Annotated in this window: 11 protein-coding genes; 8 read left to right on the top strand and 3 right to left on the bottom strand. The window is 35.1% G+C overall.

Going from position 1 to position 14,273, the window contains the following annotated elements; genetic code table 11:
• Positions 1-95 precede the first annotated feature (95 nt).
• Positions 96-497: a response regulator gene (locus A8L32_RS13730; protein ID WP_066631295.1), complete on the bottom strand. Its 402-nt coding sequence runs from the start codon at positions 495-497 to the stop codon at positions 96-98.
• A gap of 216 nt (positions 498-713) precedes the next feature.
• On the opposite strand from A8L32_RS13730, the gene A8L32_RS13735 reads away from it, so the two are divergent.
• A complete protein-coding gene (locus A8L32_RS13735; RefSeq protein WP_066631298.1) occupies positions 714-3,404 on the top strand; it encodes a serine hydrolase domain-containing protein in 2,691 nt (896 codons plus the stop codon).
• 38 nt (positions 3,405-3,442) lie between these two features.
• Here A8L32_RS13735 and A8L32_RS13740 read toward each other — a convergent pair whose 3' ends face one another.
• On the bottom strand, positions 3,443-4,747 hold the full coding sequence (locus tag A8L32_RS13740; RefSeq protein WP_066631300.1) for a M18 family aminopeptidase: 1,305 nt from the start codon (positions 4,745-4,747) through the stop codon (positions 3,443-3,445).
• 351 nt (positions 4,748-5,098) lie between these two features.
• Between A8L32_RS13740 and A8L32_RS13745 the strand changes: the two genes are divergently transcribed.
• The 3 genes from A8L32_RS13745 to A8L32_RS13755 all read left to right on the top strand — a co-directional run bounded on the left by A8L32_RS13745 (position 5,099) and on the right by A8L32_RS13755 (position 10,029).
• Complete coding sequence (locus A8L32_RS13745; protein ID WP_158027247.1) at positions 5,099-7,531, top strand: TonB-dependent receptor plug domain-containing protein; 2,433 nt, start codon at positions 5,099-5,101, stop codon at positions 7,529-7,531.
• Between the two features lie 58 nt (positions 7,532-7,589).
• Positions 7,590-9,314: a hypothetical protein gene (locus A8L32_RS13750; protein WP_143525104.1), complete on the top strand. Its 1,725-nt coding sequence runs from the start codon at positions 7,590-7,592 to the stop codon at positions 9,312-9,314.
• Between the two features lie 127 nt (positions 9,315-9,441).
• The gene (locus tag A8L32_RS13755; protein WP_066631309.1) at positions 9,442-10,029 is read left to right on the top strand and encodes a Crp/Fnr family transcriptional regulator; all 588 of its coding nucleotides are present in this window, start codon (positions 9,442-9,444) and stop codon (positions 10,027-10,029) included.
• Between the two features lie 67 nt (positions 10,030-10,096).
• Here A8L32_RS13755 and A8L32_RS13760 read toward each other — a convergent pair whose 3' ends face one another.
• Positions 10,097-11,071 (bottom strand): NAD(P)-dependent alcohol dehydrogenase, encoded by a 975-nt coding sequence (locus A8L32_RS13760; RefSeq protein ID WP_066631316.1) that lies wholly within the window; start codon positions 11,069-11,071, stop codon positions 10,097-10,099.
• Positions 11,072-11,245: 174 nt separating this feature from the next.
• Between A8L32_RS13760 and A8L32_RS13765 the strand changes: the two genes are divergently transcribed.
• From A8L32_RS13765 to A8L32_RS23320, 4 genes are all read left to right on the top strand, one after another.
• Positions 11,246-11,629, top strand: coding sequence for an ISAon1 family transposase N-terminal region protein (locus tag A8L32_RS13765; RefSeq protein ID WP_066631317.1), 384 nt, complete (start codon positions 11,246-11,248; stop codon positions 11,627-11,629).
• Positions 11,619-12,605, top strand: coding sequence for an ISAon1 family transposase (locus A8L32_RS13770; protein WP_066631318.1), 987 nt, complete (start codon positions 11,619-11,621; stop codon positions 12,603-12,605). The genes A8L32_RS13765 and A8L32_RS13770 overlap by 11 nt, the downstream gene beginning before the upstream one ends.
• A 709-nt stretch (positions 12,606-13,314) precedes the next feature.
• The gene (locus tag A8L32_RS13775) at positions 13,315-13,710 is read left to right on the top strand and encodes a hypothetical protein (RefSeq protein WP_066631323.1); all 396 of its coding nucleotides are present in this window, start codon (positions 13,315-13,317) and stop codon (positions 13,708-13,710) included.
• A gap of 203 nt (positions 13,711-13,913) precedes the next feature.
• Positions 13,914-14,078, top strand: coding sequence for a putative signal transducing protein (locus A8L32_RS23320; protein WP_083631338.1), 165 nt, complete (start codon positions 13,914-13,916; stop codon positions 14,076-14,078).
• Positions 14,079-14,273 lie beyond the last annotated feature (195 nt).

Here is a 14,273-nt window from a genome sequence, read left to right on the forward strand (position 1 = left end):
TAGAATTGGTATAACTTAAGGTTTCTGTAAAAAAAAATGTATAAAAAAAGGCCTCAATAAAAATTGAAGCCTTCATATCTTGTTAAAACTTGTTTTTACTTATTTAAGTATTTAGACAAGGTTTCCATTAAAATCTGTAAACGAATTGGCTTAGCTAAGTAATCATCGCATCCTGCTTCAAGGCATTTTTCTCTCTCTCCAGACATTACATGAGCAGTTTGCGCAATAATAGGTACTTCGCTATCTATCTTTTTTATCTCTCTAGTGGCTGTGTAGCCATCCATAATAGGTAGCTGTAAATCCATCAATACCAAATCTATATCGTTATCTTTATACATAACAACGGCTTCCTGACCGTCCTTTGCCCAAAGAATTTTGGCATTCGTTTTTCTGAGGGCGGCGTCAAAAAATATTTTGTTGGTATCCACATCCTCAACAACAAGGATTACTTTGTCTCCCCAATTTTGATTTAGAGAACTGCTTATATTTTCACTCATAATGCGTCAGTAATCAAACTTTGATTGTTTATTAGTATGGCTAAAATAAGCTTTGTTAGGGGATTTACCAAATAATTCAAAAATAAAAATAGATACATTTTTAAAGCATTAAGCTGAAAAAACTATAGGAAAATAGAGGGTTATTTAATTCTTTACTCGTAATTTTGGCATAAGTATTATCTGCACAAGGGATAAGAATACTAAAAGAAGAATAACGTGACTAAATATATATACCTACTCCTATTTTTTTCGCTTTGTAAATTACAAGCAGAAATTAAAGATGACTATAGTTTAAAGGATGAGAATATTGATACAATATATCATCAACTTAGTTTAGAGGAGAAAATTAGAACCATATTAATACAACCTACTATCTCGGCAGTTCAGGAGGATGAAGTGCAGAATAAGTGGCTGGATATAGAAAAGCTATATAAAGTTGAAGGGCAATATACGCCTATGTTGTCTGATATGATGATACGGTCTGCATTTATGCGAGGTGATAATGAAGTGTTGCAACAACAATTTATGAACCTTTTACTTCGCAATAAAGGAGATGGGGTTTACTTTCCAATGCAATCGCCTTATTCCTTGTTGTTTCATGGCTTAAATCATAAGCCAGTCGATTTCTTTCTGGAACCAACTGGACGACTAGTGATTCCTTATTTAAATACAGATAGTATTCAGGATTTTTTTCAAACTAACCTTTATAAGATACCTACAAATATATTATCACAACATAAGGGCTATAAAAACGAAGCACCAAGTTATGGGGCTGAATATGTAAAAGCAGCGGATTGGAAAGAAGTGCAGGATATATTAAAAGAATATGATAAACCTTCGCTGGAGGTGTTACTGTCTCATGGTGGATTAATATATTCTGATGACTTCGTAAATGATTATAATACCTTGTTAAGAGTGTTTACGGGAGGAGTATTACCTGAGAAAATTCTGGAACGAAGTTGTAAAAAACGTTTATTAATTGATGAATTTATACAGCAAAAACCAAGTGCTAAAACATATTTTTCTTTGAGAGAAGAAGTATCGCATGTGGTGAGGAATTTACAAAAGAAAGGTGCAGTATTGCTTCAAAATGATGGAATTATACCAGTTAATAATCTTACCAAAAGAAATATAGCAACGGTTCATATTGGTGTAAAAGGAGCTTCTCCTTTTCAACAAACATTAAATAATTATTGTAGTTTGGATAACTATAGTTTTGAAAAGATACCAGATGCAGAACGTTTGGCTAAGATCAAGAAAGAAACGGCCAAATACAATACTATTATTGTCGCTGTTAATGGAGATTGGTTTGAAGATGGTGTTAATCAATCATTGTATTCGTTTTTACATCAGGTTTCATCAACGGCCGATTTAATTCTAGTTCATTTTGGTTCTGGTAATCGACTAAAGAGCTTACCAGATGGGCATCCATTTAAAGCGATCTTATTATCCTTTGAAACCAATCCTATGGCACAGAGTATTGCTGCGCAAATCCTTTTGGGAGGGATAGGAGCTAAGGGTGTTTTACCTAAAAAAATAAATCAGCAATTTACTTTCGGAAGTGGTGAGGAGACATTTAAAACGCGTTTAGGTTTTGCCCCCGAATATACATATGCAATGGCTGATACCTTAAGCGTGATTGATAAAGTGGTTTATAAAGCTATTCGCGAGCGTGCTACTCCTGGCTGCCAGGTATTAGTGGCCAAAGGTGGAGATGTTATTTACAATAAGGCATTCGGGTATCATACTTATAATAAAAAGCGACATGTTAATGCAACTGATTTATACGATATTGCATCAGTAACAAAGATTGTTTCTTCTATACCTTCTATGATGAAATTGTATGATGAAGGAAGGTATGAATTAGATGATACTTTGGGAAGTATCCTACCTCGTTTAGAGGGAAGTAATAAAGGCAGCTTGCATATTAATGATGTCATGATTCATCAGGCGGGTTTGCAGGCTTGGATTCCTTTTTATAGTAGGGCTATAGATAAAGAAAGGTTGAAAGGAGATGTGTATAATAAGCGATATTCTAGTCAGTACAATGTAAAGTTGGATAAGTATTTATACATGAATAAAACGGCTCGCTACAGAACCGATATTTTTAGGCACACCAAAAGTGATGACTTTAATATTAGAGTTTGTGACGATTTATATATGAATAAGTCCTTTGTTGATTCGGTACAAATGGGAATTGATACTTCTGCAGTGAAGGAAGATCCGAGTTATAGATATAGTGATTTGGGTTATTATTATATGAAAGAAATCATTGAAGATAAGACAAAACAGCCTCTGGATAATTTTGTAGAGAATACTTTTTATCGTCCGTTAGGAGCGGAACGAATGTTGTACAAACCTTTAAGAAAATACACTAAAAAGGAAATTGTTCCCACGGAATATGACAAGGCTTTTAGGAAAGAATTGATTCATGGTTATGTGCATGATCCGGGTGCTGCTATGTTGGGTGGAGTAGGCGGACATGCAGGTGTTTTTGCCTCGGCAGAAGACTTAGCGAAAATACTGCAAATGTATTTGAATAAAGGTAGTTATGGAGGAGAAGAATATATAGACTCAACAGTAATTAAAGCGTTTACTTCAATCGTGAAAGAAGGTAATAGGCGAGGACTTGGTTTTGATAAACCAGTGCTCGATCCTGATATTTCAGGGCCATGTAGTAAAGAGGCCTCTCCTTCATCGTATGGGCATTCTGGCTTTACAGGTACTTTAGTTTGGATGGATCCAGAATATGATTTAATGTATATCTTTTTATCCAACAGAATTCATCCAAACCAGTACAATAAGCAATTGATAAGAACCGATGTGCGTACAAAAATACAGTCGGCTATTTATCGTTCACTACCAGAATATTGGGAGAAACAGGGAAAGGTAAATAGTATCCAGTAAACTGTAATAGATACTGCCAACTGAATACTGCCAACTGTCTATTTAAAATTATAAAAAGTAGTAAATGCTTTGGTAACATAGGTCTGATCCAAAACGCCACCTAACTCGCGAACCGAATGCATAGCCAGCATGGGGTTACCAATATCTACTGTTCTAATATCAATTTGTCCTGTAGAAACATTACCTAAAGTGGAACCTCCTGCCATATCCGATCGGTTGACAAACTTTTGGTAAGGAATACCAGCCTTTTTACAAATAGTCTCGAATACTGCTCCAGAATCACCATCGGTAGTGTATTTTTGGTTGGCATGTATTTTAATGACAGGACCACCATTCATGATTGGGTGCAAAATAGGATCGTGCTTCTCCACCAAGTTAGGGTGAATAGAATGCGCCATATCTGCCGATATCATAAACGAATTATATATGGTTTTATAAAAGTCGTCTTGATTATATCCTAAAGCAAAATTAATGCGTTGCAATATGTTGTTTAAAACAGGAGAACCTGCGCCTTGCTTGGTAACGCTGCCTACCTCCTCATTATCGAAGATGCAAAGCATTTGAGTAGTTTCGGTATTGTCTGAAGCCAATAAAGCCTTAAGTCCACCATATACCATGGCTAAATCGTCGAGCTTAGGAGAACTAATCATCTCATTATTCATTCCCATGATGCAACCCTTCTCAAACTCATATAAGGTTAAATCAAAATCAATAATATCATCCTGCTTTACGTCCAGTTCTTGAGCCAATAACGAAAGTAAATAGTTATCCTTTTCAAAGATTTCGTTTACGATTCCCATCAGTGGAAGCATGTCTTTTTGCCTGTTTAAAGCAATACCATCGTTAACTGTACGGTTTAAATGAATAGCTAGGTTAGGTATAATTAATAAAGGGCGTTTAAAATTAACAAAGGCGGACTTTGGAAACAGTGGATTGTCACTCTTCAAACTCACTCTTCCTGAGATTGACAATGGTCGGTCGAGCCAAGTCATTAAAATAGGTCCACCATAAACCTCGGTATTTAGCTTTAGTAGTTTTTGTTCAACTAACATCTCAGGTTGAGGCTTAATTTTAAAACCTGGAGAATCACTATGTGCACAAACCATCTTTATACCTGTATTTGGAAGCTCCTTGGTTCCTATACAAAATGCAAAAATGGCCGAATCATTTTTAGTGGTAAAGTATTTTTTACCTTTTTCTAATTTCCACGAATCAGTTAAAGGAAGCTCATTATATCCAGCCTCCGTTAGTTCAGTTTTAATATTACTAATAACATGGTATGGTGAAGGACTATCGTATATAAAATCAATTAGCTCTTGGGCTATTTCTATTTCTTTGTTCATATCTAATATTTTTCTGCAATTTAAAAATTCCATTTGTATGTGTAACAACAGATAGATATGAGTTTTGTTAGTTGTTGCATTAAGCGTATCGATTCTTACTTTATTATTGAGGTATAAATATCAATAATGAAGGTATTATATGAAGCGTGATTTTTTTGTTACTCTCAAATTATATTAAAAGATGTAAAAGTCTTTTTATTGAATGGGCTATTTTTTGTGCTTTTTAGGGGGAGGTTTTTTTTCTAGAAGGTAATATTATGAAACATCTATTAATGAAAGTTAAAGTGGGTAACCCTTATGAAACTACCTCGTTATAGATCACTTGAAATGGAAAACAATAAAAAACTGATAATGAAAAAAGTAACGCTATTAACTATTGTGCTTTTTGTTGCAATGGTTATAAATGTACGTGCTCAGGAGAATGAAGCAAATCTTCAGATGGATGATATGTTTGAAATGAGCCTTGAGGATTTAATGAACCTGGAAGTAAAAGTAGGTACTATTTCTGGTACTTCAAATATGAAACTTCCGTTGAGTGTAACTACTATTGGTGAAGAAGAAATTGAGCTATCAAATGCTCAAAATATTCTTCATCTTTTACAAGTTTATGTTCCTGGAGCATCTTTTTGGAGACATAATGAAGGAGCGATGTTAGGTTTACGTGGTATAACATCCGACCGTAATGATAAGATTCTATTATTGGTAAATGGTTTTGTGGTAAATCAAAAAGCACATGCTGGTATCGTATCTGAGTTACAAAACTGGGATATGGAAGATATCAAAAGTGTTGAAATCATTAGAGGGCCTGGTTCTGTGACTTATGGCCCCGGTGCTATTGCTGGTGTAATTAACATTACTACCAAAAGTGCTGGCGATTTAGATGGTGTTAAAATATCTGCTTCATATGCTACTGCATATAAAAACAAAACAGTATCTGCATCTTACGGTTTCGAGGAAGAAAAGGTAAGTGGTTATTTTCATGCCAGTGTTGCTAGTACTGAAGGTTTAGTTCCTGATGGGCAATGGATGAGTGAAATTGGTAACGATTTGTCCATAGCACCACGCGGAGATGCAACGAATTTGCCTGAAGCATATGCTGCTCCTGCACTTTCGTATATGAAAGACTTTGAAAATAAGCCTCAACTAAAGTTTTTGGGTAGCATTAACTTCTTAAACGAATTTACCTTTAATGCACGTTATAACAGAACTGCTTATTCTGCACCAGGCTATGCTTATACACAAGATCAAAAAATTATTGGTTTTGATGAAAATGGTGAAGCTCTTTTAAGTGGGTATGAAGATCGTATGTATCAATCTCAGCAACAGTTAATCGTTAGTTTAAAAAATAACCATACGTTTGGCGCAGTAGATGTGCAAACCGAAGTGGGTTTTGTTGGAGGAGATTACCAACGTACTAATGGTACTTCAAAGAATTACTTACAGGAAGATTATGAAACCTTGAGTAAAGACTTCGATGTAAATGGTTATGATTTTATTTTTAATAACAGATCTAAATTCTCTGAAAATGCTTTTGTAGCCAAGTCTATGGGAGTACATAAAATAAATGATAAATATAAAGTTGCTGCAGGAGTTGAGTATATCAGAACTCGTTTTGGTAAGGGATGGGGTGATGATGCAAGAAATCTAAAGATGGCCAATAACCCAGTATTTTTAAATGGTCCAGATTCTTATTTGGTTCATGATGATTTAGTTGCTCCAGTATGGAGGTATGGTTATAAACACCCTGATACTAGTGTTGAAGGTGAAGATGTACTTTATGTTGGAGATGGATGGAATACCGATGATTTAGGTTTTGTTGCAGAGGCTAATTTAGAGTTTTCTCCGTTGGCTAGTGTGGTATTGTCAGCTAGGTTAGATAAAAACACCTATTCAGATTGGTTGTTTTCTCCTAGAGTAGCTTTTATTTCTGAAATTAATAAAAGTAATATCGCCAAGCTTATATTTCAGCAATCAAAAAGAATTAACAATGCAGAAGTAAACTACTTAAGTAACTTCCTAGATGCAGCGAACACGCAAGAATCTATTTCAAATATAGAGTTGATTTATACTTCTTTATTAGGTGATCATAGCATGTTAAATGTGGCTGGGTACTATAATAATCAGGAAGCTTTAGGGTGGAATAGTTCAATTAATGGAACGAGTAAAGTAGCTGATTTAAAAATGGCAGGGTTCGAAGTTGAATATAAACTTCAGTACAATAACCTGAGAGCAGGAATTAATCATTCGTTTAATAAATTATTAGACTATGAACTGGCAGATGGAGTAAATGAGACTATTCTATCGTACTCAGATTACCTGATTCCTACTGAAACAGGAACTATTAATGTTGGTAATGGAGATGATTTAAGAAATATGCCTAACAATATGAGTAAAATGTATTTAGATAGATATTTCAAAAATAAGAAATATGTGTTTCATACTGAGTTTGCTGTAGTTTGGGGATATCCTGGTGATAAAGATGCACAGAATGTTGCAGCAAGTATGCAAGAGTCGCAAGCAGAAGCTATAGCTATTTACGATTTATATCAAACAGCATTTGATGATCACAACATGTTTGGAAATAACTACTTCTGGAATGCAACAGCATCAGCTAAAATATTTGAAGGTGCTTTGTTAACTGTAGGTGTTAATAATATCTTGGGTGGAAAATCAACAAAATCATATAACCTAAGTAGAGCAAAATCTACAAGTTGGGATCCAACTTTATCTACTTATTTTGTTGAACCAAGATCATATACCGTTAAATTACGTTATGAATTTTAAGCTTGTTAGTAGGTTTAATGGGCTTGTTATTTTTAATATTCAGAATAAATTGAAGAAGATGAAAAACAATAATATATTAAAATTCACTTTCGTTGCGATAGTGTTTTCCTTAATCATGTCTGCTTGCGAAGAGGATGAGGCATTTGATTTCTCAAAACCATTTAATAATACTTTAACTGGCGACATTATTGCTGATATGCACTTGGTTGAAGGTGATTATCAAATGAAATCGGTGACTAGAGTAAAAGATGGTGCTACTTTAACCATTGAAGCAGGTTCAATAATAACTGCAAGTGAAAAAATTATCGATGATAATGGTACTGTTCATTACACCAATTTAATTATTGAACGAGGTGGGAAATTAGTGATTAACGGAACTTCGGATAAACCCGTTACTTTTACTTGTGCCAATGAAGAAGCTGGATCGTGGGGCGGAATTATCATTAATGGTAAGGCACCTGTTGATAATGCTACTGGTGAAGAATTAGAGTATGGTGGCGATATGGCAGATGATAATAGCGGTATGATTAAGCATCTGAAAATTGAATATGCTGGTGAATCTAGCGAAATGTTTGCTTTAACCATGAATGCGGTAGGTAGTGAAACGGTGATCGAAAATGTGCAAGTAATGAATTCTTTAGGTACTGGTTTTGGACTTAATGAAAGCACAGTTGTGCCGAGCAATTTATCTGTAATAGGGAGTTATATTGGAGGCAATATTACTAAGGATATGTACTTAGCTACTGGAAGTTACTTTATGCAAGGAAGTGTTAATGTAAAAGAAGGAGCCACTTTAACTATACATGCTGGAGCTGTTATTACCGTTATTAAAGGTGAATGGCCTGCTTCATTAATAATTGAAAAAGGGGGAAAGCTAAATGTTAACGGAACTCAAACTAATCCAATAGTATTCACCTCAGCTGAGCAAGAAGCAGGATCATGGGGTGGTATTGTTTTAAACGGTATGGCGCCAGTTAGTAAAGTGCATAATGCATACGGTGGAGATGACGAATCGGATAATAGTGGTTCTATACAGTACCTAAGAATAGAATATGCAGGTTTGGATACTGAAAATGCCTTTGCAGCAAATGCTGTAGGTAGCGAAACTATCATTGAAAATGTGGAGGTGTATTACTGTGGTAGAAGTGCTTTTGGTTTTACAGGAGGTACTGTGAATGCCAGATATTTAATGGCCAGTGGCGTAGGAAATACCATGTTTAAATGGGATTTTGGATGGCAAGGTAAAGGTCAGTTTTGGCTTGGGTATAGAAACTCTGCTGATGTTACCCTTGGTGAATGGGCTGGCGGAATAGTTGGTGATGGTGGTTTGGATGATAATGGAGAGGCCATATTGCCTTTGTCTAATCCAACACTTTCAAACATTACTATCGTGAACAATGATGATACATATGGTATTGTTTCATTCCGATATGGAACAAAGGGACTTTTGAGGAACCTTGTTTTAGTAGATAATCCTAAAAAAGGCTTTCAGGTATGGGATGACTTAGCTGCTGGAAATATTAACAGTGGTCTTTTAGATATTGATTATGCATCAACAATGAACCTTGGAAATCATGGATATAATGGCATTGTATTGCCTGAAAATAGATTTGAAGCAAGTGAGAACTTTATTCAAGATGATGCTGAAATAAGTTTAAATGGTTTTGTTGGAACAACAGCAAACGGTACTGACATGAGTTTAGTTGATGCTTGGTTTGAAAGCACAAACTATAAAGGAGCAGTTGCTAGCGATAATAACTGGACTGAAGGATGGACTAAATAATATATTACACAACAATCATAATTAAAAGGTCATCTGAAAAGGTGACCTTTTTTAGTTTGTAAAAATCTCTTTGTAAAACTTTATTTTTAGCTGTATGTTTATTCTATAGCTTGTAAGAAGTAAAACTATGAAAGAAGAACTTAAAAAAATGCTACTTGGCTTTCCGATGCTAACAGAAGAGGAAATGCAACTAATATTAGATAGCTCGGATGTAAGAGCATATAAAAAAGGAAGTATGCTATTAAGAGAAGGAGAGGTAGCAAAAAATTGTTACTCTGTATTAAAAGGGATGGTGCGTGAGTATGTTGTTGTTGATGGAGAGGAGAAAACTACCAATTTTTACACCGAAGGTCAGCCTGTGAATGCGTTTACCAGCGCAACTAGCCAAACCTCTTCTAAAGTAAATTGGGTTTGTTCAGAAAGGTGTGTTTTAGCAGTAGGAACGGAAAGTTTGGAGGAAGAAATGTGCCGGCTTATTCCCAAGCTCGAAGGAATTATTCGAAAAGAAGTGGAGCGTTATACGGGCGAGACTCAAGATGAGCTTGCTTTCTTTATGACTTCTACACCCGAACAGCGCTACCTGCGGTTAATAGAAAAACGTCCTGATTTATACCATCGAGCTCCACAACATCAAATAGCCAGTTATTTAGGTATTACACCCGAATCCTTAAGTAGAATCCGAAAACGTATTTTTAGTAAGAAGGCGGTGAATTAGTCTTCGGTTAATAGTCAGTAGGCACTTGTTGATAGTATTCCAATGACTATTAACCAATAGCTAATAACTACTTATGCACCAACACCACATTGGCTTTTTTGTGGCCAGTATCAATATAACGATGCGCTTCTGCAATTTGATTCATGGGGTACGATTTATCTATTACCTGATTAACTATACCTTGCTCGGTCCATTGCACTAACTCTTGCAACATTGGCTTTAGCTCTTTTACCGGGCGTAGACCTGTAGCACAAAAATCAGCTTTTTTCGAAAGGAATAACTTACTTATCATCATCTGAAACAATAATCCTAAACTTAAAACAGGCGAAATATAAAGTCCGCTTTTTTTCAAGGTTTTTCTGCAATCACAGTAGCTAGAACTCCCTATAGTATCAAAAACAACATCGTACTTATTTTTATCTGAGGTAAAATCATGAGCTGTGTAATCGATAATATGATGTGCTCCCAGCGATTTTACAAAATCGATTTTACCCGTACTGCACACCCCAGTTATATGTGCTCCCATTTGCCGTGCAATTTGAACCGCACTACTACCAATACTTCCTGCGGCACCATTTATTAAAATGCTTTGTCCTGCTTTTAATTTTCCCACTTTCGTTAAAAAGTTTTGAGCTGTTAGAGCGCCATCACACATACATGCGGCCTGCTCATAGCTTATGCTTTCTGGTTTGGGGAGGATTAAATGTGTTTCATTGGTGCAGATATAATCGGCATTGGTTCCAAAGCCCAAGCCCGTTTCTCCAAATACCTGATCGCCCACTTTAAACTGGGTTACCTGATTACCTACAGATTCCACTATTCCCGCATAACCTGTACCTGTAATGGCTGCCTTGGGTTTGGAAAAACCTAAAAATAAGCGAGCAAAACGAGGCGTACCTTGTCGCATCATCGATTCCGCCGTGGTAACGCTCGACGCTTTTACTTTTACAATTATTTCACACTCTTTAGCTCTTGGTTTCTCCACTTCCTGAACCTGTAATACCTCAGGACCACCATACTTTGTACATATAACTGCTTTCATCTTATTGTAGTTTTAAGTTTTTATCTGAAGCAAAGTTACGCTGCAGTTAAGGCTTAAAACGTTGACTTAAGTTAAGAAAAGAAGGAGTGGTATTTATTTCAACTTTTTATAAACAAGAATATGGGATCAGCGGCACAAATTGGGTCTGAGTAAAAAAGTGCTTAGTTTTGCGATATGTCAGAATTAAGCACACAACTATTAGAACTTATCCTCCCAGAAGGTATACTTGATTACTTTATTATTACTGATTTTAAGCAAGAAAAGAGTGGTCAGGAATTATATACAAAACACTTAACTATCTATCTGGAAGAAAAACAAGAAATCCCGCAAGAATACTCGCATTATAAGCATAAGGCCAGTGGCTTTATGAATCCTAAGGAAATACGAGACTGTCCTATTCGTCGCAATTTAGTTACTTTAAATGTGAAGCGTAGACGTTGGGATATTGAGATTGATGGCAAACAAAAGAAAGTAAGTCGTGATTGGGAAAGCGTAGCTAAAGGCACCAGGTTAGATCCTGAGTATGCTTCTTTTTTAAAAGCAATTGGTGGACTGTAATGCCGTAAGCATAAAAAGCCTAGGATTATATTTTGGCGTTAATTCAGATTTATTTAGTCGTCAATATAAAAATAAATTAAGCGATTACCGAGCTTGGGATCAATATTCTCATGCTTGCGAGTATCTTGTTTTCCCCCAGAATATGGGTAAATTTCTCTCCATTGATGAAACTTCTCTTTCTAATGGAGAATTGTATACCATCCTAACAAACAAAAGTGCTTCCGGAAAGAAAGGCACTATCATAGGCATCTTTAAAGGTGTGGAAGCTTATTCGATTATAAGTAGAATACGAGAGCATATTCCCAAGCAGCTTTTACGACAAGTGGAAGAAATTACCTTAGACTTATCTCCAACCATGAATGCTATAGCTAAAAGCTGCTTTGCCAATGCCAAACGAGTTGCGGATAGGTTTCATGTACAAAGTTTAACCTACGATGCTGTGCAACAGATCAGGATAGAGTATCGCTGGGAAGCTATAGAGCAAGAAAATAATGAAATTAAACATGCTCGTGAAACAGATTCCGAATATAGTCCTGAGATACTAAGCAATGGGGATAGTCCTAAACAACTGCTTGCCCGAAGTAGATATCTGCTGTTTAAATCACCAAATGCATGGACTTCATCTCAAAAAGAGAGAGCTAGTATATTGTTTCAAAAGTATCCTAAAATTGCTCAGGCATATGAGTTAGCTATGGAGTTGAAAGAAGCTTACAATCATCGTTGCCAGAAAGAAGTGGATTGGTTAAAGCTAGCACACTGGGCAGAAAAAGTACGTCAAACTGGTTTTAAATCATTCAATACAATTGCTAATACCTTCTTTAATTACTACGACAACATATCTAACTATTACACAAACAGAAGTACCAATGCTGCTGCAGAATCATTTAATGCCAAAATAAAAGACTTTAGAAGACAATTCAGGGGTGTGGTAGATGTAAGGTTTTTCCTTTACAGACTAACCAAAATATATGCTTAGACTTATATAGACCCAACTTTGTACATTGATCCAGAATATGTTTTGGTAAGTTTTTGAATAATAATGTTTTGATTTAGATGATAGAATAGATTTATTTAAATATATAATAGTGTTTGTCTTAAATATTGTGATTATGTTTTTAGATTTTTTTATCTACACATAGATACTTCGATCTTTAAATTGAATATCAAATTTCATATGATAGAAAGATAAAATCTGTATTTGTTTATTGAAATATAATAGTTAGGAATAGTTTTACTTTTAATAAAATATGGTATAATATATAGGAAATGATGTATCTAATTAATAAATGTAGTACTACAAATAAAAATAAGAAACCATAAAAACAAATAAAGAAAACAGAAAATATAAAACAGAAAAAAGATATATAAAGTTAGAGATACACATATGAAATATAGAATACATAGATTAAAAAATAGATAACATTAACTACTAATTAGAGAGGGTATTTATAATGATATATCTATATATTAATGATTTATGGTCAATAGTTAACTATTTTTAATCTCAGTCTATATATAAATAAAGCATTAACTGATATGCAAGAAAATAAACTATTGTTCTATCTTAGATATGCTTCCTATACCTTAAAGCATGAATTTGTCTCCAAACAAAGCTGTGCGCCCACTTTCTCCCTTGATTAGGAAATTATTGCATGTTTATTTATCATTGCATAAAATCACAAAAAATGAGTATAAACAAACCTTTTTCAAAACGCTGGATGTGGATTAGCTTCACCATCTTTATTATTACAGAGTTAATTCTTGGTGGACTAATAGGTGGAGTAGTTATTGGAAGTTATATGTCCATCAACCTACGCTTTTTATTGCAAGGAATATTAAACCTATTGGCCTTTTTTATAGGTGGTTTTATCGTTGGATTAATCACGCCAGGAGTCAGAGTCTACGAACCAGCTGTCGGCGCCTTTCTATCGGTATTAGTCACCCTTTTGCTTACTTTTTTCACGCCATTCTCCTTTCTTCAATTTAGCATGACCAAAGTTCTGATAGGTGGAGGTATTGCTTTCTTTTTAGCCATGACAGGTGCCAAAATGGGAGAAAGAGCTTCAGGGAATAAAGTGTGAGTTAGTGATTAGTTGCTAGGTTTTGGCCTTTAGTTCGGTATGAAAATCAAGCCCCAACGGGGCGTAGTCAATAGCCCAGTCCTTTAGGGCTGGGTAAACCAATGTATATCAAACCGACGCATCGCCTATTGCTTTATTGGGTGAAATTATTTGCGTCGGAAATTGTACAATTAGTTTTTATTAGCTTGAAATAATATATAATCATGGCCAAACGATTAATCACATGCGATAATGCTTTTGAAGCAAACCTTATTAAAGGTAGGTTAGAAAGCGAAGACATCCCATGCATTCTAACCAATGAAAATATCTCGAACCTATTGCCTAGTTATAATCATCTTATGGGTTCTGGAGTGCAAGTATTAGTTTGAGAAGAGGATTTTTCAAAAGCAATAAATCTACTACAAGACGAAAGGAAGGAAAAGGGAATTTACTGCCCCAATTGCGACTCAACTAACATTCAAACAGGATTAGGAAGTAATAAATTTAAAAAGGTGTTCGCTATTTTTGTTTCCTTACTTGTAGTTATACCTTTTAGTAATGTTGGTGTTTCTTATTTATGCAAG

Origin of the sequence: Labilibacter marinus, assembly GCF_001659685.2 — a bacterium.
Taxonomy (GTDB): Bacteria; Bacteroidota; Bacteroidia; order Bacteroidales; family Marinilabiliaceae; genus Saccharicrinis; species Saccharicrinis marinus.

What these genes read in the sequence shown, in the direction of transcription:
- A8L32_RS13730 (WP_066631295.1), bottom strand. Translation starts at nt 497, where the DNA reads ATGAGTGAAAATATAAGCAGTTCTCTAAATCAAAATTGGGGAGACAAA.
- A8L32_RS13750 (WP_143525104.1), top strand. Translation starts at nt 7,590, where the DNA reads ATGAAAAACAATAATATATTAAAATTCACTTTCGTTGCGATAGTGTTT.
- A8L32_RS13740 (WP_066631300.1), bottom strand. Translation starts at nt 4,747, where the DNA reads ATGAACAAAGAAATAGAAATAGCCCAAGAGCTAATTGATTTTATATAC.
- A8L32_RS23320 (WP_083631338.1), top strand. Translation starts at nt 13,914, where the DNA reads ATGGCCAAACGATTAATCACATGCGATAATGCTTTTGAAGCAAACCTT.
- A8L32_RS13760 (WP_066631316.1), bottom strand. Translation starts at nt 11,071, where the DNA reads ATGAAAGCAGTTATATGTACAAAGTATGGTGGTCCTGAGGTATTACAG.
- A8L32_RS13745 (WP_158027247.1), top strand. Translation starts at nt 5,099, where the DNA reads ATGAAAAAAGTAACGCTATTAACTATTGTGCTTTTTGTTGCAATGGTT.
- A8L32_RS13765 (WP_066631317.1), top strand. Translation starts at nt 11,246, where the DNA reads ATGTCAGAATTAAGCACACAACTATTAGAACTTATCCTCCCAGAAGGT.
- A8L32_RS13775 (WP_066631323.1), top strand. Translation starts at nt 13,315, where the DNA reads ATGAGTATAAACAAACCTTTTTCAAAACGCTGGATGTGGATTAGCTTC.
- A8L32_RS13755 (WP_066631309.1), top strand. Translation starts at nt 9,442, where the DNA reads ATGAAAGAAGAACTTAAAAAAATGCTACTTGGCTTTCCGATGCTAACA.